Source organism: Prodigiosinella confusarubida (assembly GCF_002847015.1).
Classification (GTDB): domain Bacteria; phylum Pseudomonadota; class Gammaproteobacteria; order Enterobacterales; family Enterobacteriaceae; genus Prodigiosinella; species Prodigiosinella aquatilis.
On record NZ_CP025085.1, the window covers coordinates 4,842,779 to 4,868,952 of the forward strand.

Consider the following 26,174-nt stretch of genomic DNA (forward strand, 5'->3'; position numbering starts at 1 on the left):
TTTTTTTATTCCTCAGCTGAAAGTGTGGCTTCTACAATGCGCATGGCATCAACCGTTTCTTTTACATCATGAACGCGAATAATGTGAGCGCCCTGCATAGCAGCTATAACCGCGCAGGCAACGCTGCCATGCACTCGGTCAAGAGGCGGAACATTAAGTACCTGACCAATCATGGATTTTCTCGACATACCAACCAGCAATGGCAAACCAAAGCGATGCATCTCCTTCAGATGAGCAAGTATCTGATAATTATGCGCTAGACTTTTGCCAAATCCGAACCCCGGATCCAACAAAAGCCTGTCTTTCTGGAGATCGGCATTCACACAACGTGCAATATGATGCTCAAAAAAAGCGAAAACTTCATCCAACAGATTGTCATAATGCGGGGCGTGTTGCATGGTTTCTGGTAATCCCTGCATATGCATCAGACATACTGGTAATCCGGTAGCTGAAGCGGCTTCCAGAGCGCCAGGCTCCTGTAATGACCTAATATCATTAATCAAATGAGCACCGGCCAATGCCGATGCAGTGATCACTTCTGGCTTTGACGTATCTACGGAAATCCAGGTATCAAAACGCTGGGATAGTGCCTCTACAACGGGGATTACTCGTGATAACTCTTCTTCCACACTTACTGCATTAGCTCCAGGTCTGGTTGACTCACCACCTACGTCGATCAATGTTGCTCCTGCCGCGATCATCTCCTGTGCATGGAACAGCGCGGCATCTAATGTGGCGTGCTTCCCTCCATCGGAGAAAGAATCCGGGGTAACATTTAAAATACCCATCACCTGTGGACAGGAGAGATCCAAAATCGCTCCTCTGGCAGTCAGCTTCATATTCATTCCTCAAAACCACGACCATTTTTATACTGCTAGAACCATTAAACTCCAGTAAAAAACCCCGGCAAGCCGGGGTTTACAAATCACAGAGATCAACAATACAGGTTGCTATACCATTATTTATCGTTTAGCTGTTCTGATACCGTATTACCCTGGTTGGGTGTACTTGGCTCATCGCCGCCTTGCGTTGGCATATTGGGAGCGCCGCCATTATCAGAATGACTATTCGATGCTGATTCCTCCCAATCCGCTGGAGGACGGACTTCTTTTCGTGCCATCAGATCGTCAATTTGCGGAGCATCAATGGTTTCATATTTCATCAATGCATCTTTCATTGAATGCAGGATATCCATATTTGCCATCAACAATTCACGGGCACGCTGATAATTACGCTCGATCAGTACCTTAACTTCCTGATCAATAATTCTGGCAGTTTCATCAGACATATGTTTCGTCTTGGCTACAGAACGACCCAGAAATACTTCTCCATCTTCTTCCGCGTACAACAAAGGACCCAGTTTTTCCGAAAACCCCCACTGAGTCACCATATTGCGGGCAATAGATGTAGCCACTTTAATATCGTTTGAAGCCCCTGTAGATACGTGCTCAGAACCGAAAATAATTTCCTCGGCTAAACGACCGCCATAAAGCGTAGAAATCTGGCTCTCCAGTTTTTGGCGACTGGCGCTGATAGCATCCCCCTCGGGCAGGAAGAACGTTACCCCTAATGCACGTCCACGCGGAATAATCGTCACTTTATGCACGGGGTCATGTTCTGGAACCAGGCGACCAATAATGGCATGGCCCGCTTCATGATACGCAGTGGATTCTTTCTGTGCCTCAGTCATGACCATAGAACGTCGCTCCGCTCCCATCATGATCTTATCTTTAGACTTTTCAAACTCAGCCATAGAAACAACACGTTTGTTGCCACGGGCCGCAAATAAGGCAGCCTCGTTAACCAAGTTAGCCAAATCAGCCCCAGAGAAACCCGGTGTACCACGTGCGATCACTGAAGCATCAACATCCGGAGATAAAGGAACGCGGCGCATATGAACCTTCAAAATCTGCTCACGGCCACGTACATCCGGTAATCCCACCACCACCTGTCGGTCGAAACGACCTGGTCGTAACAACGCGGGATCCAGTACATCAGGACGGTTGGTTGCCGCGATAACAATGATACCTTCGTTACCTTCAAAACCATCCATTTCGACCAGCATCTGATTCAGTGTTTGTTCACGTTCATCATGCCCGCCGCCCAGACCTGCCCCACGCTGACGCCCTACAGCGTCAATTTCATCAATAAAAATGATACAAGGAGCAGCTTTCTTGGCTTGTTCGAACATGTCACGCACACGAGACGCACCGACGCCAACAAACATCTCTACAAAATCGGACCCGGAAATAGTAAAGAAAGGCACTTTCGCTTCACCGGCAATTGCTTTAGCCAGCAGCGTCTTACCCGTCCCGGGAGGACCTACCATCAGAATACCTTTCGGGATTTTACCGCCAAGCTTCTGAAAACGGCTAGGTTCACGCAGGTACTCTACCAGTTCACTGACTTCTTCTTTAGCTTCATCGCAACCAGCAACATCAGCAAATGTCGTCTTGATCTGATCTTCAGTCAGCATCCGCGCCTTGCTTTTACCAAAGGACATGGCACCTTTGCCACCCCCTCCCTGCATTTGACGCATGAAGAAAATCCAAACGCCAATCAGCAACAGCATCGGGAACCAGGAAATGAAGATAGAAGCCAGCAGGCTCGGTTCTTCAGGTGGCTCACCAACAACTTTCACATTCTTAGTCAGAAGGTTATCCAACAGCTTGGGATCGTTGACAGGGATATAAGTCGTATATTGCGTGCTGTCTTTTTTGACGACACTGATCTTACGTCCATTAATGTGTACTTCACGAACCTGATCCTGATTCACTTCAGTTAAAAAGGTTGAATAATCCACCCTACGGCCATTCGACTCGCTGGGCCCAAAGCTCTGGAATACCGACATCAGCACAACCGCGATGACTAACCAGAGGATCAGGTTTTTCGCCATGTCACTCAAGGGATTAACCTCATATTACAACTGTGTTAAAAAATAACGTTAGGGTACTACACTTTGCGCCCTGTCGCTACGATGTACACCTCACGGGACCGGGCACGCGAGGCATCTGGCTTACGAATCTTTACCGTTGTAAACAGGGAGCGAATTTCTCGCAGATATTCATCAAACCCTTCTCCCTGAAATACTTTCACCAGGAAACTTCCGCCTGGCGCTAATATATCCCGGCACATATCCAATGCTAATTCCACAAGATACATCGCTTTGGGTATATCCACTGCCGGTGTACCACTCATGTTCGGGGCCATGTCAGACATCACCACCTGAACCTTATCACTGCCGACTCTTTCCAAAAGAGCCTTCAGAACTAATTCATCACAAAAATCCCCTTGAAGAAAATCGACTCCGACAATAGGATCCATAGACAGAATATCACAAGCGATAATACGCCCTTTTTCGCCGATTTGGCTGACAACATACTGTGACCATCCACCAGGCGCTGCCCCTAAATCCACAACAGTCATTCCCTGTCTGAATAGCTTATCGGTATGCTGTATTTCATCAAGTTTAAACCAAGCGCGCGAGCGGAGCCCTTTTTTCTGCGCCTGCAGCACATATTTATCGCTAAAGTGTTCCTGCAACCAGCGGCTGGAACTTGCAGAACGCTTTTTGTTAGCCATCAATTTTCCAACTATTATTAAAAAAGCGCGTTCGGTGAATAAAACGTCTCAATGACAACCAAATGACACAGTCCAATTGGTGATAATCATCAGATGGCGGTAGAATGGCCCGTTTTCAATCCCAACCTAAGTAAAAAAAGACAATGAATCTAAGTAATAAACAAAAACAGCACCTAAAAGGTCTGGCACATCCGTTAAAGCCAGTCGTAATGTTAGGCAATAATGGCCTTACTGAAGGTGTCCTGGCTGAGATCGAACAAGCTTTAGAACACCACGAACTGATCAAAGTAAAAATTGCTACGGAGGATCGTGAAACCAAAGGTTTGATCGTCGATGCCATCCTGAGAGAAACCCGCGCCAGTAATGTACAGGTTATTGGTCACACTTTAGTACTCTATCGTGCTGCAAAAGAACGCAGAATAGTGTTGCCACGATAACACTTTTAGGTTCAGGTCACCTTGTTTTCACAGCAAAGTGCCATGACCGTGGGTGCGAGAAAAGGCCGTAAACGGCCTTTTTCTTTTCTTTACAAACTTTGTCGATTTAACCATCAGATCTACAAGAATTAAATATATTTAACATTCAGAATTTCAAATTCCACATCCCCACCCGGGGTACGGATTGTGACAATATCGTCCTTTTCCTTACCAATGAGGCCTCGAGCAATAGGAGAATTCACAGAAATGAGGTTTTGTCTAAAATCGGCCTCATCATCACCCACAATGCGATAGGTCTGTTCCTCCTCACTGTCCAGGTTCATTACGCTCACTGTTGCACCAAAAATCACACGGCCATTATTGGCAGCCATTTTAGTGATATCAATCACCTGTGCGTTGGAAAGCTTGGCTTCAATTTCCTGAATACGACCTTCACAGAAACCTTGCTGTTCACGTGCCGCATGATATTCAGCGTTTTCCTTCAAATCACCGTGTGCACGAGCTTCCGCAATCGCTGAAATAATTTCAGGACGACGAACACTTTTCAAATATTCCAGTTCTTCGCGTAATTTTTCGGCACCACGCAACGTCATCGGAAATTGTTTCATATTGTCAATACCTCTAAAAAATCCGTACAAATCAAATAGCCATCATCCTGGCGCTATACAATCAACTGCGACGGAGTGTCTGTAGCCAGTGTTCCCTGACAATTAAGGCAAGCAAAAGCGCCCTAGCCCAGAACAAAACTTCCAGGTTAGACACCATGTTGCATTTTGATACGTATTTTACCCTAGAGTTCCACAAGGGTCATCGTTTACTTTAACCCTTATTGCGCCGTAGTATGACCACACGTTACCCTGTTCTTAGCTGAGATTATGCGTTTTTCATCGATTGTTGCTGGACTTACCTGTGCTTTTATTCTGCATGCCAACGCTGCTCCCATAGAGAATCATATACAATATTTGCCTAGTGGCGCCAATCTGGCGCTGATTGTGCAAAAAATCGGGGCATCGACACCAGTGATTAACTACCACAGTCAGCAGATGTCATTACCGGCCAGTACACAAAAAATCATTACCGCACTGGCGGCATTGCTTCAGTTAGGTCCCGATTATCGGTTTATTACCACGATGGAAAGTCACGGCGCAGTAACCAACGGTGTTCTAAGGGGTAATCTGATTATCCGTTTCAGTGGAGATCCTACGTTAACTCGCCAGGAAATACGCGATATGGTGCAAAATCTGAAAAAACGTGGAATCCACGAAATTTCTGGTGATGTGCTGATTGATACTTCCATTTTTGCCAGTCATGACAAAGCACCAGGTTGGCCCTGGAATGATATGACGCAATGCTTCAGTGCACCGCCTGGCGCTGCCATTGTTGATCGTAACTGTTTTTCTGTTTCGCTTTACAGTGCCCCCCGACCAGGTGACAACGCTTTTATTCGCGTAGCCTCATATTATCCGGTACACATGTTCAGTGAAGTCAGAACGCTGGCTAAAGGCTCTCCTGATGCGAAATATTGCGAACTGGATGTCGTGCCCGGTGAATTAAATCGTTTTACGCTGACCGGATGTCTGACACAGCGAGCGGAACCGCTGCCGCTGGCGTTTGCCATTCAGGATGGCGCAAGCTATGCAGGGGCCATTGTGAAAGATGAGTTGCTGCAGGCCGGCATTCGCATTAACGGTAACCTACGTCGCCAAACTCAGCCGAACCCCGCGGGAACCATTCTGGCCCAAACACAATCAGAGCCCCTACATGAATTACTGACAACTATGCTCAAGAAGTCAGACAATATGATCGCGGATACTGTCTTTCGGACTATTGGTCATGAGCGTTTTAAAGTACCGGGCACTTGGCGAGCAGGGGCTGACGCAGTACGTCAAGTCCTGCTGCAAAAAGCCGGAATCGATTTAAATAACAGTATTATTGTGGATGGTTCCGGATTATCACGACATGACCTAATAGCACCGGTCACGATGATGCAGGTACTGCAATATATCGCTCAGCATGATAGCGAACTGAATTATATCAAGATGCTGCCACTGGCGGGATACGATGGCACATTACGCTATCGCGCCGGTTTACATGAGGCTGGAGTTGACGGAAAAGTTTCCGCGAAAACCGGGTCATTACAAGGCGTCTATAATCTGGCTGGGTTTATTACTACCGCCAGCGGACAACACATGGCTTTTGTGCAATACATTTCCGGTTATGCAGTTCCGCCGAAAGATCAGAAATCCCGACGCATTCCTCTCGTTCGTTTTGAAAGCCATCTGTATAAAGATATCTATCAAAACAACTAACCATTTATCTTACTTAAAAAATTCCCTTATCTACCTGCGCAGATAAGGGAAAAATCAACAAATCACAAGCAAATTCATTAACGAGAATTTCATCGGTAATCATTTGTGATAAATGATTTCAACGCCTTCGTCGTCACCTTCATCCCAATCATCATCCCAATCATCTTCAGCTTCCGCTTTGGCAGCCTCAAGTTGTTCACGATGATAGTCATCCCACATGAACTCTACTTTTTCAGAAGTCGCTTCTTCTGTAGCAGCCAATGCCTTAGGCTGTGTATTGAGAAAATTCATCACATCCCAACACAGTGCATTAACACCTTCACGGCTAGCTGCAGAAATCAGATAATATTTCCCTTCCCAGCTCATAGATTCAGCAATTTCTTTAGCTAGCCTTTCAGCCTCAACCTTATCCAGAAGATCAACTTTATTAAAAACCAACCAACGCGGTTTTTCTGCCAGTGCAGCACTGTACTGCTGAAGTTCATTCACGATAATCCGGGCATTTTCAATCGGATCAGATTCATCTATCGGCGCCAGATCGATCAAATGCAGCAGAACGCGGCAACGCTCCAGATGCTTAAGGAAACGGATCCCCAAGCCAGCACCATCCGAAGCGCCTTCGATCAGACCCGGAATGTCCGCCACCACGAAACTTTGTTCGCTATCCATACGCACCACACCCAGACTCGGGACCAACGTAGTGAATGGATAATCAGCGACTTTAGGTTTCGCTGCAGAAACAGCACGGATAAATGTAGACTTACCGGCATTGGGTAGCCCCAACATACCAACATCCGCCAACAAAAGTAGTTCCAGCATCAATTCACGTTCTTCACCCAGAGTACCGCTGGTTTTTTGACGGGGCGCCCGATTAACTGATGATTTAAAACGAGTATTACCCAGCCCGTGCCACCCTCCCTTCGCTACCATCAGACGCTGCTGGTGACGGGTCATATCACCCAGCACCTCTCCCGTCCCTTTATCCTGGATACGAGTTCCGACAGGAACTTTCACGGTAATATCTTTGCCACGCTTGCCAGTACAATCCCGGCTCTGACCATTCTGTCCACGTTCAGCCCGAAATGATTTTTCAAAGCGATAGTCGATCAAAGTATTCAGATTTTCATCTGCAACCAGGTAAACGTCACCGCCGTCACCGCCGTCACCGCCGTCCGGTCCGCCATTAGGAATATATTTTTCTCGACGAAAGCTGACACAACCATTGCCACCATCGCCTGCCACAACCAGAATCGTGGCCTCATCTACAAACTTCATTTACTGTCTCCGCAAAAACCAATAGAAAAACACTCTATCTGCTTCAGCAATTATTGGTTCTATTTGGCGTAACCATCTTATTTATATATGTAAAACATACATCATTAAAAACCGACGCGTTAGAACCATTTCGGTAAAGGGTGCTGATTGTACCCGCTTACTTCAAGGATTTCATCTGTATTAAAAATAAACAGCAAGGATTCAATGTCAATAATAAATACCGACAGCGTCTTCAGCTCAGTTGCTTTTACACTACCGGGCCTGATGGTTTCCTTGATGAGATCATACGATGTCCAATGGCTGAGAACATGGCACCAGATACAACCACAAAAGCACCGATATAACCCAACAAATTAAGCACCGGCACATCAAATGTTGTCGGCCAGACCGATGACAATAGTTCAGAAAATAATAAGGTAAACAAAGGGGTTAATGTAATGATGGCACTCACCCGAGCAGCTTGCCAGCGTGCCATGGCCTCAGCCAACGCACCGTAACCAATCAACGTATTTGCACCACAGAACAACAGACAAATAAGCTGCCATCTACTCAATTGGAAAATCACCTCAGGCTTCGCCAACGGTGTAATAAATAAGACACAAAGCGCATAAAGCAAAAGCAGAATTTGCGGTGATGTCAGACGCTGTAGCAGGACCTTTTGCGCTACACCATAAGAAACCCATGCAGCAGCAGCGCCAACGCCAAGCAAGACACCTAAGGTATAATCAGTCAGGCGGGTAAAAATCTCAGTCAGACTGGTATTAAAAAACATCACCAACCCACAAAGTAAAATCGCTGCCCCAATTGTCTGCGTAAATCTCATTTTTTCTTTTAATATAAGTACACTGGCAAACATCATACCTACAGGAGAAAGCTGCCCTATCACCTGAGATGCCGTTGGACTTAAATACTGCAATGACGAACTAAACAAGACAAAATTACCCAGTAATCCACAACTGGCAATAAGCAACAAAATCCACCAACGCCGGTGGCGGAAAACTCGTCTCCTGGGTAGCATGCCCTTGGAGTAAAGCACAATCCCCAACCCCACCAAGGCAATAACAAACCGGTACCATACAATGGTGTAGGGTTCCATGACCGCCAGAACCTGTTTCATCGCAATTGGTAAGGCTCCCCAACATATCGCGGTGGTTAACGCCAAACAAAATCCGATGCCAGCATTCTGTTTCATAATTCAACCCATGCAGTGATACTGCTCTATCAGAATGTAAAAAGCCCTGCAACGAATTGCAGGGCTTAAGTCAATGGACCTGAACTGTATAATTATTCAGCAACGATGCTTATATATTTACGATTCTTCGGACCTTTAACTTCAAATTTCACTTTGCCGGTAGACTTAGCAAATAGGGTGTGGTCTCTGCCGCAACCTACATTACTTCCAGCATGAAATTTGGTACCACGCTGACGAACAATAATGCTGCCAGCCAGGACTGATTCACCACCAAAACGTTTTACGCCAAGACGTTTACTTTCTGAGTCACGGCCGTTACGAGTTGAACCGCCAGCTTTCTTATGTGCCATTAATCCGCTCTCCTAAAACTTAAGCGCTGATGCCGGTGATTTTCACGTCAGTAAACCACTGACGATGGCCCGCTTGCTTACGATAGTGTTTACGGCGACGAAATTTAACAATCTTAACTTTCTCACCACGACCATGAGCAACTACTTCAGCTTTGATCTTACCGCCATCGACGAAAGGAACGCCGATTTTGATTTCTTCACCATTGGCAACCATCAAAACCTGGTCAAACTCAACAGCTTCACCAGTTGCGATGTCCAGCTTTTCCAAGCGAACGGTTTGACCTTCGCTTACTCGGTGTTGTTTACCACCACTTTGGAAAACTGCGTACATATAAAACTCCGCTTTCCGCACACCCTATATTGATTTATTCAGAGCGCACTATAAATATTCATAATAGGGCGCGAATTCTACGCAAAAAACCCCCTCATGACAAGAGCAGAATCAACCAATATGAAGAAAAAGGATACAACCCACTAACTGCCATTTATCTACGTCATTTTTCAAGTACAATCATTTACACAGTCCCATTTAAATGCCGATAAACAGCAATCTTACGGCGATGTTGAAGAAACCAGCTGGCAGACTAATGAATCTAGAACAAATCACAGCATTAACCGCTCAGGATATGGCCGCCGTCAATAAGACCATACTTGAACAATTGAACTCGGATGTAATCCTTATCAACCAACTGGGTCACTACATTATTAGTGGTGGTGGTAAACGAATCCGGCCAATGATCGCTGTATTGGCTGCCAGAGCACTAAATTATCAAGGTGACAAACATACGACTGTGGCTGCCTTGATTGAGTTCATCCATACCGCGACTTTATTACATGATGATGTCGTCGATGAATCGGACATGCGCCGAGGAAAAGCTACCGCCAATGCTACATTTGGTAACGCCGCCAGCGTGCTGGTTGGTGACTTCATTTATACTCGCGCTTTCCAGATGATGACAAGCATCAACTCCTGGCGTGTTCTGGGCCTGATGTCAGATGCGGTTAATGTGATTGCTGAAGGTGAAGTCCTGCAACTGATGAACTGTAATGATCCAGATATCACCGAAGAGAGCTATATGCATGTGATTTACAGCAAAACGGCTCGCCTTTTTGAAGCCGCATCTCAATCGGCTGCCATTCTTGCTGACGCTACGGCCGAGCAGGAAAATGCATTACAGGATTATGGTCGCTATCTTGGAACAGCTTTCCAACTGATTGACGATCTACTGGATTACAGCGCCGACGGAAAAACCCTGGGAAAAAATACCGGTGACGACTTGAACGAAGGGAAACCCACTCTGCCTTTATTGCATGCCATGTATCATGGTAACCCAGAGCAGAGCGCCATGATTAGACTGGCAATCGAGCAAGGCAATGGACGTCATCTACTGGAAACAGTTCTTGCAACCATGCAACAGCATGGTTCTCTCATTTATACACGGCATCGAGCAGAAGAAGAAGCGGACAAGGCCATCAGTGCACTACAATGTCTGCCTGACACACCTTTTCGCTCTGCACTTGAAGGGTTGGCTCATATTGCCGTTCAACGGGAGTTTTAGTTTTCACAATCCCGGATTCTTAGCTATGTTGACTCATTCTTCGTTTTACCCTCAAGTTGGGACAGCATAGTTAACACCCCTTCACGCAAGATATAATTTATCAAATGCGAACGCTCTGTCTCTGAAAGTTGATGAAAAATTTGCACCCATGCAGCCCATAGTGTTGGTTGTTGTGGTGTCATATAGTCAGGCGGTGTTTCTTGAATCAAGGTCTTTTTTACGTCTTCTGGCAGACTCCAGATCGCATACTCGACCCCTTTTCCCTGAATGCCTATTCGCCGACGTCTCTCCCAACCGTTATCCCTCGCCTTTTTATTAAGCCCTTGACGAGATTTGGGTAATCCTGCGATCCCCAAAAGTTCATTAGTCGAAAACCACTCTTTATCCATCTCCATATTTTTGCCCTGTTCCATTAGTTATTTCCTCACACTCCTTGATGATGATCAGTTTCCATATTAAGTTTCCACATAATAGAATAATTTTACCAAAACATCTAACAGTATGGCGTTACAGAAATGGTTGAAATATTCGTAATGCAGGAAAAGGTATCGAACTTATTTTTCGATTAGACGGAGAAAATAGATTTGTCATTGATGGATGCCATTCCTTTGGTATAAGGAATGGCGAAAAACATTACTCGGAAAAATCTTTTGCTGATATTGATGACTCAGCATCCAACGTATGCAGGCCAAGATGCCTAAGCGTTGCCGAGACACCTTCACGCATAATATAACCAATCAGCTTTTCCCGCTCTGATGCTGAAAGCTGCTGGTATATCTGTATCCAAACAGCCAGCATGTCGGGCTGCTTCACCACGTACTCTCCTGATGACTCCTGTATTAATAATGAATGCTGCACAGGTTGCGGCAGGCTATGAATGAAATATTCCACTCCTCTTCCTTGAACACCTTTGCGGCGACGCTTTTCCCAACCATCTTCTCGGGCTCGTTTATTCAATCCTTGCCGTGATTTAGGGAGTCCGCCAATACCAACCAACTCGCTGGTCGCAAACCACTCTTTTTTCATGTCCTTTCATCCCGATAGTGCTATTCGTTACAAAAGCAGGTTCATTTGGAAATAAATTGGAAATAAATTGGAAATTGATGATATATTATTTCCAAATAATGACTTCTTATTAATGAAGTCATTCACCACGAACTGTTATTTATACCACTAATATGCTGTCGTCTTATAGCGATAAGGGAAGGATTATGAATTCAAGGAAACATGACTGGCATCCGGCTGATATCATAGCGGCGTTGAGAAAGAAGGGGACCACGCTCGCTGCGGTCTCCCGTGCAGCCGGATTAAGTTCATCGACACTCGCCAATGCCTTATCCCGTCCCTGGCCCAAGGGGGAATGGCTGATTGCTGATAAATTGGGTGTTCACCCCGCCGAAATTTGGCCGAGTCGCTATTATGATCCTAATACCAATGAATTGATCGACCGAAAGAAACTTATTCGCCCTCGATGATTAGCGAAACAAAAGCCGGAGATAACAACCTCCGGCTTTATTCACATAAATCATTTCAAGAATGAATTATTTATTAACGAAGGATTCACCCAGCGCAATATCATGATTCAGTGTATCCAGCATGCTACTCATTGATTGCTGCTCAAAAGCGCTCAGGGAACCGATAGTCTTGTATTCGGCAATACCGTCTTTACCCAGCAGTAATGGTTGCGCAAAGAAACGAGCGGATTTACCATCGCTTTCAACATAAGCACATTCAACCACACCGCTTTCCCCCGACATGGCTCGAACCAAAGACAAACCGAAGCGTGCAGCAGCCAGCCCCATCGACAAGGTCGCAGAGCCGCCACCAGCTTTCGCCTCAACAACCTCTGTACCTGCATTCTGAATGCGTTTGGTGAGATCAACAACTTCCTGCTCAGATAAGCTAATACCGGGGATTTGAGACAAAAGAGGAAGGATGGTTACACCAGAGTGGCCACCAATAACGGGCACATTAATCTCTTGTGGCTGCTTTCCTTTTAGTTCAGCGACGAAAGTGCTGGAACGAATAATATCCAGCGTAGTCACGCCAAACAGTTTGCGCTTATCGTAAACTCCTGCTTTTTTCAATACTTCAGCAGCAATAGCAACGGTCGTATTCACTGGGTTCGTAATAATACCGATACAGGCCTTAGGACAAGTACGTGCAATTTGCTCAACCAGATTACGAACGATACCCGCGTTCACATTAAACAGATCCGAACGATCCATACCAGGTTTACGTGCGACCCCTGCAGAGACCAAAACAATGTCAGCACCTGCTAAAGCCGGAGTGGCATCTTCACCACTAAACCCTTTGATTTTCACAGCAGTTGGAATATGGCTTAGATCAACAGCGACACCCGGCGTTACGGGGGCAATATCATAAAGGGATAATTCCGAACCTGAAGGAAGCTGGGTTTTGAGGAGAAGAGCAAGGGCTTGACCGATACCACCTGCGGCTCCGAGAACTGCAACTTTCATCCTGAACTCCTTATTATCGTTAAGTAATAAATGCCGTGGATTTGTTTAGTTTTATAAACTTCATGCTCGTGAGAAAAGTTAAAGCAATCAACCTACCATCAGTGGGCAATAACAATCGCTGCAAAAACAGCCATCTATTTAATAATAAATTAAAATCCACCTCGGATCTGAAAGGTAAGTAAAGTTATGGATAATTGCATTGATGACTCAGCATAAGTCCACGACTGATTAACTGGGCAGTTACATTACACCGACCATCAGCCTCCAAACAACATCATTCTGATAACATTTCCTTCACTTTTATGTGACGAGGAGCACATTTTTCTGACTGGCCAGGTAGCTAAAAATTTTTCAATTTTGGAGGGATAGGTGTCTGTAGATAATAGCGATTTTATACGCATTCACATTGCATAAAAATTCATTCTTATGCATAATATCGACATGGCCCACATGCTTTATCTGGTGCAGAATGCGTAACTCAACAAAACAAGATGATTTGGTTAAGGCGTTCAAAGCGCTGCTGAAAGAAGAGAAATTCAGTTCTCAAAGTGAGATAGTGCAAGCATTGCAGGATGATGGTTTTGAAAACATCAATCAATCTAAAGTATCCCGCATGCTGACTAAATTTGGTGCAGTCCGTACTCGCAATGCAAAAATGGAAATGGTGTATTGCCTGCCCGCCGAACTTGGCGTCCCTACCACAAGCAGCCCCTTGAAAAACCTGGTGCTGGATGTCGATCATAACGACGCGGTAGTTGTCATTCATACCAGTCCTGGTGCCGCTCAGCTTATTGCTCGTCTACTCGATTCACTGGGAAAATCAGAAGGGATTCTAGGCACCATTGCCGGTGATGATACCATTTTTACAACACCGGCCAGAAGCTTCAGCGTTAAACAGCTCTATGAAGCCATTTTAATGCTGTTTGAGCAGGAATTGTAATTCCGTTTTGCCGATAGCCCCTTCCTTTACATAAAGGGGCTAATTACTCACTCGTTTCACTCAATAGTAGGCAATTCTGCCAACGGCCAGCGAGGCCTAACTGACACACCTAGCGTTTGTGTTCCGCCACATTTCAAACGTATAGTGCCCACATAGGCAATCATGGCTCCATTATCGGTGCAAAATTCTGGACGTGCATAAAACACCGCACCACCACGTTTTGCCATAATATCTGATAAGCGCTGCCTTAGCGTATTATTGGCGCTGACCCCACCGGCCATGACCAACCGCGTAAACCCAGTTTCATCCAAAGCACGACGACATTTTATTGCCAGAGTATCCACGACTGCATCCTCAAAGGCCCGTGCGATATCTGCTTGAGTCTGAGCATCTTTTCCATACTCACGGATAGTGTTGGCCGCAAACGTTTTTAACCCGGAGAAACTGAAATCCAATCCTGGGCGATCGGTCATTGGGCGGGGGAATGTGAATCTGCCTGCCTGCCCATGCTGAGCCATTTTTGATAACAATGGCCCACCTGGATAATCCAACCCCAGCAATTTTGCAGTTTTATCAAATGCCTCCCCCGCCGCATCGTCAACGGATTCACCCAACAATCGGTACTCTCCAATACCCGTCACACTGATTAACTGGGTATGTCCACCAGAAACCAGTAAAGCAACAAACGGAAAGTCGGGAGGGCTGGCTTCTAGCATCGGTGCAAGTAAATGCCCTTCCATGTGATGAACAGGAATTGCAGGCACGTTCCATGCAAAAGCCAATGCGCGTCCAACTGTGGCACCGACCAAAAGCGCACCGACCAGCCCAGGACCCGCCGTATAGGCCACACCATCAATGTCACCTTGTTGCAAACCTGCTTCGTGCAAAGCCGCCTGAATCAAAGGCACCGTTTTACGAACATGATCTCGGGACGCCAGTTCTGGGACTACACCACCATAATCGGCATGTAACTTAATCTGGCTATACAACTGGTTAGCAAGCAGCCCTTTTTGCGTGTCATAAATTGCGACACCAGTTTCATCACAGGATGTTTCAATACCCAATACGCGCATTGCTGTTTTCACTCTCACTATTACGGTACACGCTGCCTTTGGATGATGCAGCTTGCTTCATGCGGCGGATAGTCTACCATAAGCGTTTCTATTTTAAGCGCATGCATAGCCTGCGTGTTTTATAATCACCACAGCGCTTTACAAAAGCACCATAGTTGCAGTAGAATTCCGCACCATTTTGAAAAGGCTGGCACAAGGCCAGCGGCAAACCGAATTTATTGAGGTGAGAGGCACATGCCGGTAATTAAAGTACGTGAAAACGAGCCGTTCGACGTAGCTCTGCGTCGCTTCAAGCGTTCCTGTGAAAAAGCAGGTGTTTTGGCTGAGGTTCGTCGCCGTGAGTTTTATGAAAAACCGACGACCGAACGTAAGCGCGCTAAAGCTTCTGCTGTGAAACGTCACGCGAAGAAGTTGGCTCGAGAAAACGCACGCCGCACTCGTCTGTATTAATTTTTGGGAGGATATTGCCTCCATCGCGTGATTAATCCGCAGACTTAGCAGTTGCATACGAAGGCCGTGCTTTCCGAAAGGAATGCGCGGCTTGTTGTCGTTTATAAGCTTATAGATAAGGGGCTTATGGCTGGACGCATTCCACGCGCATTTATTAATGACCTGCTGGCTCGCACGGATATCATCGACCTGATAGACGCACGCGTAAAACTAAAAAAGCAGGGCAAGAATTACCATGCGTGTTGCCCGTTCCACCATGAGAAGACCCCATCGTTCACAGTTAACGGTGACAAACAGTTCTATCACTGTTTTGGCTGTGGTGCGCATGGGAACGCCATCGATTTTTTAATGAATTATGATCGCCTTGAATTCATTGAATGTATTGAAGAATTGGCAACCATGTATGGTCTGGAAGTCCCCTACGAAACAGGAACTGGTCCTACACAATTTGAGCGCCATCAACGGCAAAGCCTGTATGGGCTGATGGAACAATTAAATACATTTTACCAACAGAACCTGAATCAACCCGCTGGCGCCTCTGCTATGCAGTATCTGACGAAACGAGGATTGAGTGCTGAGGTCATCCGGCATTTCGCTATTGGTTATGCCCTGCCAGGATGGGATAACGCACTAAAACGCTTTGGGCGTAGCAACGATGACAGAAGTACACTGAACGATGCAGGAATGCTGGTGACTAACGAGCAAGGCCGGACCTATGACCGTTTCCGTGAGCGAGTCATGTTTCCTATCCGCGATAAACGAGGCCGCGTCATTGCTTTCGGTGGTCGAGTTCTCGGCGATGGTCTACCCAAGTACTTGAACTCACCAGAGACAGAAATTTTTCATAAAGGTCGGCAGTTGTACGGCCTGTATGAGGCGCAACAGAAATACCCTGAATTGAAACGATTACTGGTGGTTGAAGGGTATATGGATGTTGTCGCTTTGGCGCAATTCGGCATTGATTACACCGTTGCTTCATTAGGAACCGCCACTACAGCAGATCATATTCAGTTACTATTTAGAGCTACCGATCAGGTTATCTGCTGTTATGACGGTGATAGAGCAGGACGAGAAGCTGCCTGGCGAGCGCTGGAAACCGCGCTACCCTATTTAAATGATGGTCGGCAGCTACGCTTCATGTTTTTACCTGATGGTGAAGATCCTGACACACTGGTTCGACAGGAAGGCAAAGATGCCTTTGAACTGCGGATTGAACAGGCAATGCCACTGTCGGTTTTTTTGTTTGAAACGCTACAGCACCAGGTGGACATGAGTACACCGGATGGACGTACAAAACTAAGTTCATTGGTACTACCCTTGATTAGTCAAGTGCCTGGTGAAACGTTGCGATTATACTTGCGTCAGCAATTGGGAACCAAACTGGGGATTCTGGATGACAGTCAGCTCGACCGATTGTTACCAAAGATGTCAGAACAGACATCCTACCAACCCCCACAGCTAAAAGTCACAACTATGCGTATACTGATAGGACTTTTAGTTCAGAATCCCGGTCTTTCCGCAGAAGTGCCAACGTTGGCACTGGAAGATATTGAAGAAAGCAAAGTGGCGGGACTGGAGCTATTTCTGGAGTTGGTAAAAACCTGTGATGACAGTCCAGGTCTGAATACCGGCCTGCTGCTAGAGAAGTATCGAGAGAGTAAATATCGAAAACAGCTTGAAACCATGGCTGCCTGGAACCATATGATCGTAGAGGAAGAGCTTGAAGAAAAATTCAGAATTAGTTTGGCTGAGCTCTACGACCAACTACTGCAACTGCGCCTGGATACGCTGATTGCCCGCGACAGAACACATGGGCTCAGTGTAAAAGAACGAAAAGAACTTTGGTCATTGCAACTGGCTTTAACGAGAAAAAACTGATTACTGAGGCTTAATTGCCGATAAATAGTAGGGACTATCCCTACAAAATGCCGTGACAGGGGCTGCGGCGACAAGAAAAAATACCCCTAATGTTATTGTTGGCGATTTCCGCCGACCGACACCAACCCAAATACTCTGAAGTGTGGATACCGTCTTATGGAGCAAAACCCGCAGTCACAGCTCAAGCTACTTGTCACCCGTGGTAAGGAGCAAGGCTACCTGACCTATGCTGAGGTCAATGACCATCTGCCGGAAGATATCATCGACTCCGACCAGATCGAAGACATCATCCAGATGATTAATGACATGGGCATCCAGGTGATGGAAGAAGCACCGGATGCAGATGATCTTATGTTAGCCGAAAACACTGCTGACGAAGATGCAGCGGAGGCTGCAGCACAAGTGTTATCCAGCGTTGAATCCGAGATTGGACGTACTACCGATCCGGTGCGTATGTACATGCGTGAAATGGGTACCGTTGAACTCTTGACACGTGAAGGTGAAATCGATATTGCCAAACGTATTGAAGACGGTATCAATCAGGTACAGTGCTCCGTTGCTGAGTACCCTGAAGCCATCAGCTATTTACTGGAGCAATACGATCGTGTTGAAGCAGGTGAAAGCCGTTTATCAGATTTGATCACTGGCTTTGTCGATCCAAACGCGGAAGAAAACCTGGCACCAACGGCAACACATGTTGGTTCTGAGCTTTCCAGCGATGAGATAGATGACGACGAAGACGAGGATGATGACGAAGAGGAGGACGATAACAGCATTGACCCTGAGCTGGCCCGTCAGAAATTCGCCGAACTGCGTGAGCAGCATGAGACGACCCGGAAGGCAATCAAAGCCCACGGACGCAGTCATCCAAGTGCTGGTGCGGAAATTCTGAATCTGTCTGAAGTTTTCAAACAATTTCGATTGGTACCAAAACAGTTTGACCTGCTGGTCAACAGCATGCGTTCAATGATGGATCGTGTGCGTACGCAAGAACGCTTGATCATGAAGCTGTGCGTTGAGCAAAGCAAAATGCCGAAGAAAAACTTCGTCACACTGTTCTCCGGCAATGAAACCAACAATAAATGGTTTGCAGCCGCGATGGCAATGGGTAAACCCTGGTCCGAAAAACTGCACGACGTGAAAGAAGATGTACAGCGCGGCTTGCAGAAACTTCATATGATTGAAGAAGAAACCGGGCTGACCATTGAACAAATGAAAGACATCAACCGCAGGATGTCCATTGGTGAAGCGAAAGCCCGTCGTGCAAAAAAAGAAATGGTGGAGGCAAACTTGCGTCTGGTTATTTCTATCGCCAAGAAATACACCAATCGTGGCCTACAGTTCCTTGACCTGATTCAGGAAGGAAATATCGGTCTGATGAAAGCCGTAGATAAGTTTGAATATCGTCGTGGTTATAAATTTTCAACTTATGCTACCTGGTGGATCCGTCAGGCGATCACTCGTTCTATTGCGGATCAAGCGCGGACTATCCGTATTCCGGTACATATGATTGAAACCATCAACAAACTCAATCGTATTTCACGCCAGATGCTGCAAGAAATGGGTCGTGAACCCACTCCGGAAGAACTGGCTGAACGTATGCTGATGCCGGAAGACAAGATCCGCAAAGTACTGAAAATCGCTAAAGAGCCAATTTCGATGGAAACACCGATTGGTGATGATGAAGATTCACATCTTGGGGATTTCATTGAGGATACCACGCTGGAATTGCCGCTGGATTCCGCAACCTCTGAAAGTCTGCGTTCAGCGACACATGATGTGCTGGCCGGCCTGACAGCCCGAGAAGCGAAAGTATTGCGCATGCGCTTTGGTATTGATATGAACACCGACCACACATTGGAAGAAGTGGGTAAACAGTTTGATGTTACGCGTGAACGTATTCGACAGATTGAAGCGAAAGCACTGCGTAAACTACGTCATCCCAGTCGTTCTGAAGTACTGCGCAGTTTTCTAGATGATTAATCATCTTCTGGTTAAAAAAACCCCGATTCGTCGGGGTTTTTTTTATTGCTGATGCAATTGCAACTCACAATACAATTCACGATAAGCCGCTGTCAGTGATTCCACTGTCGCACGATTGAGGCCACTGGGATTAGGTAACACCCACACATGTGTCTTCCCCAGCGAAAAATCCTGCTTGCCCCATGCCACCTTAGTGCAGTTGAAAGCCTGACTGAATGCCTGTTTTCCCAATACTGCCAACGCACGGGGCTGATAGTGCAATATTTTATCTATCAGGGCCTCTCCACCCTTCTTCAACTCATGACGCCCCAACTCCGACGCCTCAATCGTTGGGCGTTCCACCAACATCGTAATACCACAACCTGTATCCAACAGTCGCGTCTCTTCCTCTGGTCTCAGCAAGCATTGAGTAAATCCAGCCTGATAAACTACTCGCCAGAAACGATTACTGGGATTGGCAAAATGATAGCCATGATGTGCACTGGAAAGACCGGGGTTGATACCGCAAAATACGACATGCAGGTTGAAAGCCAGAATATCCGTAATCATTATTAGCCCTTTAACATCGTTTATAAGTGTTATGGCAAATTCTGGCAGCAATAACAATAGGCTAGTCTGGATAGAAAACAGCCATACGGTCTCTCAGCTATAGACCGCCCCTGCCGGATTACCGTATAATTAGCGGCCGTTGGCCCCTTAGCTCAGTGGTTAGAGCAGGCGACTCATAATCGCTTGGTCCCCCGTTCAAGCCGGGGAGGGGCCACCAAATTTTAGCTGTAAAATCAGCACATTAAGCCACTCTCAAGAGTGGCTTTTTTGTTGCCATTGAAAAAAGGTGGTCCCAGAATTTTACGCTTATTTTAAAGGCAACGTAAAATTCCGGGAACACTATTGTAGTGCACGGATCGTAAATTCGATAATAAGGAGTTATCCCTATGCCACAAGATAGTAAATGGGTATCTTTATGGGGCTGACATTCTTATGGTTGATATCGTTACTTTTTTTGCCAAGAGAACCTTTGCCATAGAACCTTGTTTGCGTGATTGACCGCGCAGGTAATACATCATTGTTCAGCATTTGAACACTAATGCATATCCTCGGAAGAAAAGTCAGAGTGAGTGAGGTTGAGGGGGTGGCTTTTACTTGTTCTATCTACGGTATAAAAATAATTGGCTTAGTAGTATTACTCTTAATATAAAGACAAGGATTTCATAATGATAGATTACAGTACAGCCACGAAAAATCAGTTAAAACAAGAATTTTTAAGCTTGATTAGAGTAGTCTCAGACATGCCTTTTGGTACGAAAAAAGAGTTTTTCCACCTGCCTAACATCCTTAATGTAGGTGAGCAACCTTTGGCCGTAGCCAGTGGAATGATGAATGGCAACACCTGGCTTGTCGATGAAAGAGAAGGGGAATTAGTCTAATTGGACTTGATGGAGCATCGCTCACAGACGGAGAAGAACCAGCTAATTCTCGAAGAATTACGTTAACAGCGTAACGCCTTCACTTTCTTCTAAATATACAGATTTAGCAATGACTAAGCATCACGCAAACGCCGCGCTATTTTCTTTAAATGGAACTAACGTATCGATTCCCGATATCAACACGTTAGTATCACATCAATGATTTGCAGCACTGTTTAAAATAATGGCAGTGATGACTCCCGTAGTAGCCGCAATCAACACATAATTTCCGTCGATGTAGCTCCAATAGTGGCCTGAAGGTGGCTGCTGAAGGCCCCGGGCGCGCCAATCATGAACACGATAACGTTGCCCTTGAAAATGACTGGGCATTGGTCGTCCTTTTCTGAAATCATGACCTTTCCATGCAAAATGATCACGTTCAATAGCGACAGGTCCGCTATGATGCTTTCTATCATTACCATTATTATGCCTGTCTGCCTCTGCCACATGAGCTCTGGGCTTATGATTAGGTCCAGCTTCATCATAAGGATAGTTCCCAGGCGACCGCATCTGTTCTCGATTATCCAACTGATCGGCCCAGGATATCGTGGAAAAAGCACTACTCCCTGCAAATACCATCATTACAAGTGCCAACATTTTTTTCTTCACTGTATGTTCCTCAATTTGCTAACAGCCACCTAATATCTCAGATAATAATATCTATTAAAAAGACTCAAAAATAATGAAGAAATATCCTAAAAATTAATCAATTAACGACAAAAAAACAAATCCATATTGATTATTCCCAGTTTTTTACATCATTATAAAATAATGGAAAGGATGCCCGCACGCGCGCAGATGAAAAATAGGGAATAGCGTTCACACCCTATGTTTTCAAACCAATTTTATCTATTAAAAAGCAAAAAAATACCGCTGGTATTAGTCTATCACTTATCCAGAAAATAGTGATGAATAAAACCAGCGGCTTCAGTTGACTTGGATTATTATTGCGCTTTAGGTGCCGGGGTTCCTTGGTTCAAACGGTTGTCAAAATTTGCATTGAACTGCTTTTTCTGCTCAGGAGTCAGAATATTATACATATGGTTTTGTTCTTCCAGACGCTGCATCATACGCGCTTTATTAGCTGATTCCATGCTATCCACGATGCTCTGCGCTTTCTGCTTATCGAAATTATCGCTAGCTATGATATTATGTAATTGACGACGCTCTTCAATTGAAGGCCATTGTCTATTATTTCTATAGCCTTGCATGAATTTCTGCATTTCTTGTTGTTGCTCATTAGTCAAATTCATTCCGTTAAACATCCTGTTATGTGGTGCCCATTGCCCACCACATGGGGATTGTCCCATCATGTTGCCAGAACCCTGTTGGCCATAAAAATTACCATGAGCATCAGCAATACCCACAGCACCTAATGCCAGAGCAGAGGCAACTACAATAGCGGTAAATTTAGACATAATATATTCCTCGCGTTTCAGTTTTAGTTATCAACACATCGTATTGACCTATGTGACTAAGTATAGCCCTCTGAGCTTAAGGTAATGAGAGAAACGGTAAATATGTGCAAGAATGATACTCACAATTACGTCAATTATGGAGAATATGGAAATACTGTGTAGACCATGGTTGGAATATACTGACAACGAAAAGAATGGGCCATAACGACCCATATATATCTTACCCTGTTTTTTAATTAGCCACCAAACGTCAGACTAGATGTCTGAACTCCAGCATAGTTACTGGCAAAAGTTTTTGCAGCAGAAACCGATTTCAGGCTGTAACTATAGTTGGATGATGGTGTCCATTTACTTTGTGATGAAGTCTGATTGGTAATAGACGGCGTACTTCCCGTATCAGTAAATGTTCCGGTTCCTTTATCATCTAACATACCATTTGTACTGCTGGTTGTGCCAAAATAGTTGTACTCAGAAACAATTTTGGCATCCTGAGCCAATGTAAAGCCCAGGTGATAATTTTCAATATAGTTATTGTAAGCATGAAAATAACCATACCGCATCAAACCTGGGGCACGAACATAAATATTATTGAAATAGCAATGACAAATGGTTAAATGAGGGTAGCCGTCATAAGTAGAGGAATAGCTGCTACCATCCGTCGGATAACCGAAAATAAGACCATATTCATGGTTTTTAAATACGCAATTACTAATAGTTACGTAATCAGCTTTCGCCCCGACATAAATCAGTTTATCAACTCCACCATCTGTCAGTGCATAACTATGTCCGGGAAAAGTCAGATGATCAAGCCAATATTTTTCACCATGTGTCAAATAAATCTGAATATCATCATTTTCATTAATAGTGCTTGTATGCTTGATGGTAAGGTTCTGAAAAATTATATTTTTTGAGCTTGATGTGGTTCTGAAATGAATATTAGTCAATGTATTACTGGAATAAGAGCCAATAATAGACTTATTGGCTCCCATTGTGACTTTTGTTAAAGAACTTGCGGAAATATTAGCATTAATGACCAATATTTTCGAGTCGGTACCAGCAATGTGTGTTTTTAATGCACTCAGGCTAGTAATTGAAACGACAGTACCACCAGTGCCACCCGTTGTGCTACCTGCTTTTGCAAAACCAACCATACCTGTAGTGCCGTTATTAGGATATGACATAACTATACTCCTGTACTAATTAATAAATGGTAGATAATAAAATGAAATAGAAGCTTTCATTTTCAGATATCTGATTTATCAGACAGGAGAACACTACAATAGTGTTTACGCATCCTCATTACTATATTATGCAGTTAATTACCACACAACAAATTCGATAATAAAAAAAAGAACATTGATAAAATAAAGAAAAGGATGTGTAAGGATAACGAATTTGAATCGTTAGTTTTTCACAAGCACGACAAATTAATAGCCAGTTAATATTATCTAATAGGCATAAATATGAATAATTAACAATGCAAATTATAATAGAAATAGAACGATTATCTAGACAAAGACATCATTGTTTTTAGATAAATATCACTGATGCCCACAATCAAGGTAGAGTACGGACAAAAGCAGACGCGTCCTTCGCCAACGCATCAATATGCATTCGAATTATATTAACCTTTTGCAGCAAAGGATTACGCTCGGGCGAGGCATCTATTGCATTCACTTGATTAACGAGAAGGCTAATTTGCGCACACAAATCAGCCTCCCGTTTCCTGGCCTGTATCAATTGCAAATGAAGATGCTGATTATCACGCTGCCAAACCTGCTGTTGCCTCTGGACACTGTATTCCAATGCTTCCAATGCACTTTCCAAGCGCGCGCCTAACTCTTCAATATAAGACATAGAGATTCCTTCATTTACTTATCCAGCGAATTATAATGGCTGTCTAGCATGACAACAAATGATCTCAACACGTCAGACTTCATCATGGAGTTTCCTCGCTGTAGTGGCGATAATTACCACAATTAGTAAACATAAATTTCACAATTAATCATCACATAGCTAGTGCTACCACGACTTTATCAGACCAGATATATTGGATATCGATATAGTCATGACCAACTATTCCCACTTTTTCTCGTCACTGAACCTGGGCTTTGCCATATTAAAAAATCGGATTGCAATAGGCTCAAGGCATACAGATCTGGAAGATCACCCCCTCTCAGTTAACTGCATTCTACTGTGAGCGGGCGCGAGGGGGTGCCGGATTGATTGTTACCGCCGATGTCGCACTGAATCCCAAAGAAGTAATCACCCAATGAGCAACCACGTTGTATGCAACGTTTTCAATTTCCTCATCATCAGGCAATCACTGTGACTGCCCGTCAAGTCGGAAGGAAAAGCTGCGTTGCAAATTCTGTATGTTGGATGCGGGCCACTGGGTGTACCTTCTTTTTGACGGTGCGGATATATCACAAGAACTGGATGCCCGCCAGGCGCTTCATCAGTCGACCCGACTGGCATTGAACATTTATTTAAGCTTAGCGATGTTTATCTGCTGTTTTCACTGCTCTTAACACCACAAATTTAGCGTTACTGGCGACGATCTCGCAGTTACCGAACAAGCGCTTCAGCTTGTGAAAATAATCAAGATGGCGGTTGCCGACAATGCGCAGTTCACCGCCGATGTCCAGACAACGCCGGGAATCACGGAACATCTGCCAGGCAACGCTATCAGTTACCGCCTGTTGTTGATGAAACGGAGGGTTACACAGTACGACCTGAAGGCTCTCGCGCCCAATCCCCGTCAACGCATGATTTACGGCGAAACCACATCGATCACGGTCCTGTGGCCGATTGATTTCCACATTCATACGACTGGAAGCGATCGCCATATAAGATTCGTCAAAAAAGCTGACATAAGCCTGCGGATTAAGCGCTAGCGCGCCAAGGCCGATTACGCCATTACCGCAGCCTAGATCCACCATTTTGCCTTCAACTTGCTGTGGCAAATGCTGCATAAAAAAACGGGCACCGATATCTAGATTATTACGAGCAAAAACATTGGCATGGTTATGGATGCAATACCCATACTCTTCTATCGGCCATGTTATTGTAAGTGACTGCTCACTCACTTCATGCATGTCTGGTTGGCAATGGATCAGGCGAGCTTTTTTCCACGCCAGAGAGGTGCGGGTCGGTCCCAGAATCTGCTCAAATAGTTGCAGTGTGGAAGTATGGATATCGCGTGCCTTGGCACTGGCAATAATCACCGTTTGTGGCACAACAACTTTTTGTAGCATTCGTAATTGATGCTCAAGCAATGCCAACGCTTTAGGAATCTTAATCACCACCAGCGCGGGAGCAGATGGCAATTCAGCCAGGCTATCCAGCAAGGTCACCGAATCCTCACTATAACCATTCAGTAATAGATTATGATGTGTCGCCAATTGGCTTAAATACGAATCGCTGATGCAATACGGTGACTGGGCCTGAAGTCCACAAGCCAGTGCGCCAAACGCATCATTAAAAATCAACTTTGGCCCAGGGCCAATGGACATGGAAGCAATCTCCCGCAGTAAAAATTCATCTGCGGCTTCCCATGCCTGCAACACCGTATCGTCCTCAATGTGAGGATAACGGGCCAGCGTCAGGTTATGTGTTTCCAGATTGAGTTGGCTCATCGCCTCTCCTATCATGCAAAATTTTGTGCCGTTTATCCCTTAAAACGATACAACAGTAAATGGTTTTCTCCGCCCTGCCCGGTATTGGCTTAAGAGAGAGCATCAGTATCGTAAAATTGCCTTGAGATTCCATCATGATAATCT

At 45.1% G+C, this 26,174-nt stretch carries 27 protein-coding genes and 1 tRNA gene; 10 read left to right on the plus strand and 18 right to left on the minus strand.

Translation table 11 applies throughout. From position 1 onward, the window contains the following. Positions 1 to 5 precede the first annotated feature (5 nt). The 3 genes from folP to rlmE form a co-directional block, all read right to left on the minus strand. Entirely contained in the window at positions 6 to 839 is an 834-nt protein-coding gene (gene folP, locus CWC46_RS22120; protein WP_021014369.1) for a dihydropteroate synthase, read from the minus strand. A 119-nt stretch (positions 840 to 958) separates the two neighbouring features. Continuing rightward, positions 959 to 2,896, minus strand: coding sequence for an ATP-dependent zinc metalloprotease FtsH (gene ftsH / locus CWC46_RS22125; RefSeq protein WP_037380551.1), 1,938 nt, complete (start codon positions 2,894 to 2,896; stop codon positions 959 to 961). A 56-nt stretch (positions 2,897 to 2,952) separates the two neighbouring features. Beyond that, positions 2,953 to 3,582, minus strand: a complete 630-nt coding sequence (gene rlmE, locus CWC46_RS22130) for a 23S rRNA (uridine(2552)-2'-O)-methyltransferase RlmE (RefSeq protein ID WP_021014367.1) — start codon at positions 3,580 to 3,582, stop codon at positions 2,953 to 2,955. A gap of 143 nt (positions 3,583 to 3,725) precedes the next feature. Between rlmE and yhbY the strand changes: the two genes are divergently transcribed. Next, positions 3,726 to 4,019: a ribosome assembly RNA-binding protein YhbY gene (gene yhbY / locus CWC46_RS22135; protein ID WP_021014366.1), complete on the plus strand. Its 294-nt coding sequence runs from the start codon at positions 3,726 to 3,728 to the stop codon at positions 4,017 to 4,019. A gap of 128 nt (positions 4,020 to 4,147) precedes the next feature. Here yhbY and greA read toward each other — a convergent pair whose 3' ends face one another. Continuing rightward, positions 4,148 to 4,627, minus strand: coding sequence for a transcription elongation factor GreA (gene greA / locus CWC46_RS22140; RefSeq protein WP_021014365.1), 480 nt, complete (start codon positions 4,625 to 4,627; stop codon positions 4,148 to 4,150). Between the two features lie 267 nt (positions 4,628 to 4,894). Here greA and dacB point away from each other — a divergent pair, with 267 nt between their 5' ends. Then, entirely contained in the window at positions 4,895 to 6,328 is a 1,434-nt protein-coding gene (gene dacB, locus CWC46_RS22145) for a serine-type D-Ala-D-Ala carboxypeptidase (RefSeq protein ID WP_021014364.1), read from the plus strand. 99 nt (positions 6,329 to 6,427) lie between these two features. Here dacB and cgtA read toward each other — a convergent pair whose 3' ends face one another. The 4 genes from cgtA to rplU all read right to left on the minus strand — a co-directional run bounded on the left by cgtA (position 6,428) and on the right by rplU (position 9,476). Next, positions 6,428 to 7,603: an Obg family GTPase CgtA gene (gene cgtA, locus CWC46_RS22150; RefSeq protein ID WP_021014363.1), complete on the minus strand. Its 1,176-nt coding sequence runs from the start codon at positions 7,601 to 7,603 to the stop codon at positions 6,428 to 6,430. 247 nt (positions 7,604 to 7,850) lie between these two features. Continuing rightward, a complete protein-coding gene (locus CWC46_RS22155; protein ID WP_021014362.1) occupies positions 7,851 to 8,795 on the minus strand; it encodes a DMT family transporter in 945 nt (314 codons plus the stop codon). Between the two features lie 92 nt (positions 8,796 to 8,887). Continuing rightward, positions 8,888 to 9,145, minus strand: a complete 258-nt coding sequence (rpmA, locus tag CWC46_RS22160; protein WP_021014361.1) for a 50S ribosomal protein L27 — start codon at positions 9,143 to 9,145, stop codon at positions 8,888 to 8,890. Between the two features lie 19 nt (positions 9,146 to 9,164). Next, positions 9,165 to 9,476 (minus strand): 50S ribosomal protein L21, encoded by a 312-nt coding sequence (gene rplU, locus CWC46_RS22165; protein ID WP_010283026.1) that lies wholly within the window; start codon positions 9,474 to 9,476, stop codon positions 9,165 to 9,167. A gap of 256 nt (positions 9,477 to 9,732) precedes the next feature. Between rplU and ispB the strand changes: the two genes are divergently transcribed. Next, positions 9,733 to 10,704, plus strand: a complete 972-nt coding sequence (gene ispB, locus CWC46_RS22170) for an octaprenyl diphosphate synthase (RefSeq protein ID WP_037380546.1) — start codon at positions 9,733 to 9,735, stop codon at positions 10,702 to 10,704. A 23-nt stretch (positions 10,705 to 10,727) separates the two neighbouring features. Here ispB and CWC46_RS22175 read toward each other — a convergent pair whose 3' ends face one another. Beyond that, entirely contained in the window at positions 10,728 to 11,093 is a 366-nt protein-coding gene (locus tag CWC46_RS22175; RefSeq protein ID WP_037381141.1) for a DNA-binding protein, read from the minus strand. Between the two features lie 244 nt (positions 11,094 to 11,337). Next, positions 11,338 to 11,730, minus strand: a complete 393-nt coding sequence (locus CWC46_RS22180) for a DNA-binding protein (RefSeq protein WP_021014358.1) — start codon at positions 11,728 to 11,730, stop codon at positions 11,338 to 11,340. Between the two features lie 185 nt (positions 11,731 to 11,915). Here CWC46_RS22180 and CWC46_RS22185 point away from each other — a divergent pair, with 185 nt between their 5' ends. Continuing rightward, the gene (locus tag CWC46_RS22185; protein WP_021014357.1) at positions 11,916 to 12,179 is read left to right on the plus strand and encodes a helix-turn-helix domain-containing protein; all 264 of its coding nucleotides are present in this window, start codon (positions 11,916 to 11,918) and stop codon (positions 12,177 to 12,179) included. 66 nt (positions 12,180 to 12,245) lie between these two features. Here the strand turns inward: CWC46_RS22185 and mdh are convergent, their stop codons facing one another. Further along, complete coding sequence (gene mdh / locus CWC46_RS22190; protein WP_021014356.1) at positions 12,246 to 13,184, minus strand: malate dehydrogenase; 939 nt, start codon at positions 13,182 to 13,184, stop codon at positions 12,246 to 12,248. Between the two features lie 469 nt (positions 13,185 to 13,653). Here mdh and argR point away from each other — a divergent pair, with 469 nt between their 5' ends. Next, entirely contained in the window at positions 13,654 to 14,124 is a 471-nt protein-coding gene (gene argR / locus CWC46_RS22195) for a transcriptional regulator ArgR (RefSeq protein WP_021014355.1), read from the plus strand. A gap of 56 nt (positions 14,125 to 14,180) precedes the next feature. Here argR and tsaD read toward each other — a convergent pair whose 3' ends face one another. Continuing rightward, on the minus strand, positions 14,181 to 15,197 hold the full coding sequence (tsaD, locus tag CWC46_RS22200) for a tRNA (adenosine(37)-N6)-threonylcarbamoyltransferase complex transferase subunit TsaD (RefSeq protein ID WP_021014354.1): 1,017 nt from the start codon (positions 15,195 to 15,197) through the stop codon (positions 14,181 to 14,183). A 234-nt stretch (positions 15,198 to 15,431) separates the two neighbouring features. Here tsaD and rpsU point away from each other — a divergent pair, with 234 nt between their 5' ends. From rpsU to rpoD, 3 genes are all read left to right on the plus strand, one after another. After that, positions 15,432 to 15,647, plus strand: coding sequence for a 30S ribosomal protein S21 (gene rpsU, locus CWC46_RS22205; protein ID WP_001144069.1), 216 nt, complete (start codon positions 15,432 to 15,434; stop codon positions 15,645 to 15,647). Positions 15,648 to 15,773: 126 nt separating this feature from the next. Further along, positions 15,774 to 17,525 (plus strand): DNA primase, encoded by a 1,752-nt coding sequence (dnaG, locus tag CWC46_RS22210; protein WP_021014353.1) that lies wholly within the window; start codon positions 15,774 to 15,776, stop codon positions 17,523 to 17,525. A gap of 156 nt (positions 17,526 to 17,681) precedes the next feature. Then, positions 17,682 to 19,508, plus strand: coding sequence for an RNA polymerase sigma factor RpoD (gene rpoD, locus CWC46_RS22215; RefSeq protein WP_021014352.1), 1,827 nt, complete (start codon positions 17,682 to 17,684; stop codon positions 19,506 to 19,508). A gap of 42 nt (positions 19,509 to 19,550) precedes the next feature. Here the strand turns inward: rpoD and mug are convergent, their stop codons facing one another. Beyond that, entirely contained in the window at positions 19,551 to 20,057 is a 507-nt protein-coding gene (gene mug, locus CWC46_RS22220; protein ID WP_021014351.1) for a G/U mismatch-specific DNA glycosylase, read from the minus strand. Positions 20,058 to 20,198: 141 nt separating this feature from the next. Here mug and CWC46_RS22225 point away from each other — a divergent pair. After that, positions 20,199 to 20,274, plus strand: a tRNA-Ile gene (locus CWC46_RS22225). 448 nt (positions 20,275 to 20,722) lie between these two features. Further along, a complete protein-coding gene (locus tag CWC46_RS22230; protein WP_021014350.1) occupies positions 20,723 to 20,935 on the plus strand; it encodes a hypothetical protein in 213 nt (70 codons plus the stop codon). 195 nt (positions 20,936 to 21,130) lie between these two features. Here the strand turns inward: CWC46_RS22230 and CWC46_RS22235 are convergent, their stop codons facing one another. The 5 genes from CWC46_RS22235 to rlmG all read right to left on the minus strand — a co-directional run bounded on the left by CWC46_RS22235 (position 21,131) and on the right by rlmG (position 26,030). Further along, positions 21,131 to 21,583: an RcnB family protein gene (locus CWC46_RS22235; RefSeq protein ID WP_021014349.1), complete on the minus strand. Its 453-nt coding sequence runs from the start codon at positions 21,581 to 21,583 to the stop codon at positions 21,131 to 21,133. A gap of 335 nt (positions 21,584 to 21,918) precedes the next feature. Next, positions 21,919 to 22,392, minus strand: a complete 474-nt coding sequence (spy, locus tag CWC46_RS22240; protein WP_021014348.1) for an ATP-independent periplasmic protein-refolding chaperone Spy — start codon at positions 22,390 to 22,392, stop codon at positions 21,919 to 21,921. Positions 22,393 to 22,628: 236 nt separating this feature from the next. Next, positions 22,629 to 23,573: a polysaccharide lyase family 1 protein gene (locus tag CWC46_RS22245; protein ID WP_021014347.1), complete on the minus strand. Its 945-nt coding sequence runs from the start codon at positions 23,571 to 23,573 to the stop codon at positions 22,629 to 22,631. A gap of 376 nt (positions 23,574 to 23,949) precedes the next feature. Continuing rightward, entirely contained in the window at positions 23,950 to 24,249 is a 300-nt protein-coding gene (locus tag CWC46_RS22250; RefSeq protein ID WP_021014346.1) for a hypothetical protein, read from the minus strand. A 638-nt stretch (positions 24,250 to 24,887) separates the two neighbouring features. Beyond that, positions 24,888 to 26,030, minus strand: coding sequence for a 23S rRNA (guanine(1835)-N(2))-methyltransferase RlmG (gene rlmG, locus CWC46_RS22255; RefSeq protein WP_021014345.1), 1,143 nt, complete (start codon positions 26,028 to 26,030; stop codon positions 24,888 to 24,890). Between the last annotated feature and the right edge of the window lie 144 nt (positions 26,031 to 26,174).

Excerpts from the sequence above, each read along its gene's own strand:
- cgtA (WP_021014363.1), bottom strand. The coding sequence starts at position 7,603 with ATGAAGTTTGTAGATGAGGCCACGATTCTGGTTGTGGCAGGCGATGGT.
- rlmG (WP_021014345.1), bottom strand. The coding sequence starts at position 26,030 with ATGAGCCAACTCAATCTGGAAACACATAACCTGACGCTGGCCCGTTAT.
- rpsU (WP_001144069.1), top strand. The coding sequence starts at position 15,432 with ATGCCGGTAATTAAAGTACGTGAAAACGAGCCGTTCGACGTAGCTCTG.
- dacB (WP_021014364.1), top strand. The coding sequence starts at position 4,895 with ATGCGTTTTTCATCGATTGTTGCTGGACTTACCTGTGCTTTTATTCTG.
- yhbY (WP_021014366.1), top strand. The coding sequence starts at position 3,726 with ATGAATCTAAGTAATAAACAAAAACAGCACCTAAAAGGTCTGGCACAT.
- rpmA (WP_021014361.1), bottom strand. The coding sequence starts at position 9,145 with ATGGCACATAAGAAAGCTGGCGGTTCAACTCGTAACGGCCGTGACTCA.
- ispB (WP_037380546.1), top strand. The coding sequence starts at position 9,733 with ATGAATCTAGAACAAATCACAGCATTAACCGCTCAGGATATGGCCGCC.
- argR (WP_021014355.1), top strand. The coding sequence starts at position 13,654 with ATGCGTAACTCAACAAAACAAGATGATTTGGTTAAGGCGTTCAAAGCG.
- rlmE (WP_021014367.1), bottom strand. The coding sequence starts at position 3,582 with ATGGCTAACAAAAAGCGTTCTGCAAGTTCCAGCCGCTGGTTGCAGGAA.
- mdh (WP_021014356.1), bottom strand. The coding sequence starts at position 13,184 with ATGAAAGTTGCAGTTCTCGGAGCCGCAGGTGGTATCGGTCAAGCCCTT.
- CWC46_RS22230 (WP_021014350.1), top strand. The coding sequence starts at position 20,723 with ATGATAGATTACAGTACAGCCACGAAAAATCAGTTAAAACAAGAATTT.
- CWC46_RS22155 (WP_021014362.1), bottom strand. The coding sequence starts at position 8,795 with ATGAAACAGAATGCTGGCATCGGATTTTGTTTGGCGTTAACCACCGCG.
- tsaD (WP_021014354.1), bottom strand. The coding sequence starts at position 15,197 with ATGCGCGTATTGGGTATTGAAACATCCTGTGATGAAACTGGTGTCGCA.
- CWC46_RS22245 (WP_021014347.1), bottom strand. The coding sequence starts at position 23,573 with ATGTCATATCCTAATAACGGCACTACAGGTATGGTTGGTTTTGCAAAA.
- CWC46_RS22185 (WP_021014357.1), top strand. The coding sequence starts at position 11,916 with ATGAATTCAAGGAAACATGACTGGCATCCGGCTGATATCATAGCGGCG.
- mug (WP_021014351.1), bottom strand. The coding sequence starts at position 20,057 with ATGATTACGGATATTCTGGCTTTCAACCTGCATGTCGTATTTTGCGGT.
- CWC46_RS22250 (WP_021014346.1), bottom strand. The coding sequence starts at position 24,249 with ATGTCTTATATTGAAGAGTTAGGCGCGCGCTTGGAAAGTGCATTGGAA.
- CWC46_RS22180 (WP_021014358.1), bottom strand. The coding sequence starts at position 11,730 with ATGAAAAAAGAGTGGTTTGCGACCAGCGAGTTGGTTGGTATTGGCGGA.
- greA (WP_021014365.1), bottom strand. The coding sequence starts at position 4,627 with ATGAAACAATTTCCGATGACGTTGCGTGGTGCCGAAAAATTACGCGAA.
- ftsH (WP_037380551.1), bottom strand. The coding sequence starts at position 2,896 with ATGGCGAAAAACCTGATCCTCTGGTTAGTCATCGCGGTTGTGCTGATG.
- rpoD (WP_021014352.1), top strand. The coding sequence starts at position 17,682 with ATGGAGCAAAACCCGCAGTCACAGCTCAAGCTACTTGTCACCCGTGGT.
- CWC46_RS22175 (WP_037381141.1), bottom strand. The coding sequence starts at position 11,093 with ATGGATAAAGAGTGGTTTTCGACTAATGAACTTTTGGGGATCGCAGGA.
- rplU (WP_010283026.1), bottom strand. The coding sequence starts at position 9,476 with ATGTACGCAGTTTTCCAAAGTGGTGGTAAACAACACCGAGTAAGCGAA.
- spy (WP_021014348.1), bottom strand. The coding sequence starts at position 22,392 with ATGTCTAAATTTACCGCTATTGTAGTTGCCTCTGCTCTGGCATTAGGT.
- folP (WP_021014369.1), bottom strand. The coding sequence starts at position 839 with ATGAAGCTGACTGCCAGAGGAGCGATTTTGGATCTCTCCTGTCCACAG.
- dnaG (WP_021014353.1), top strand. The coding sequence starts at position 15,774 with ATGGCTGGACGCATTCCACGCGCATTTATTAATGACCTGCTGGCTCGC.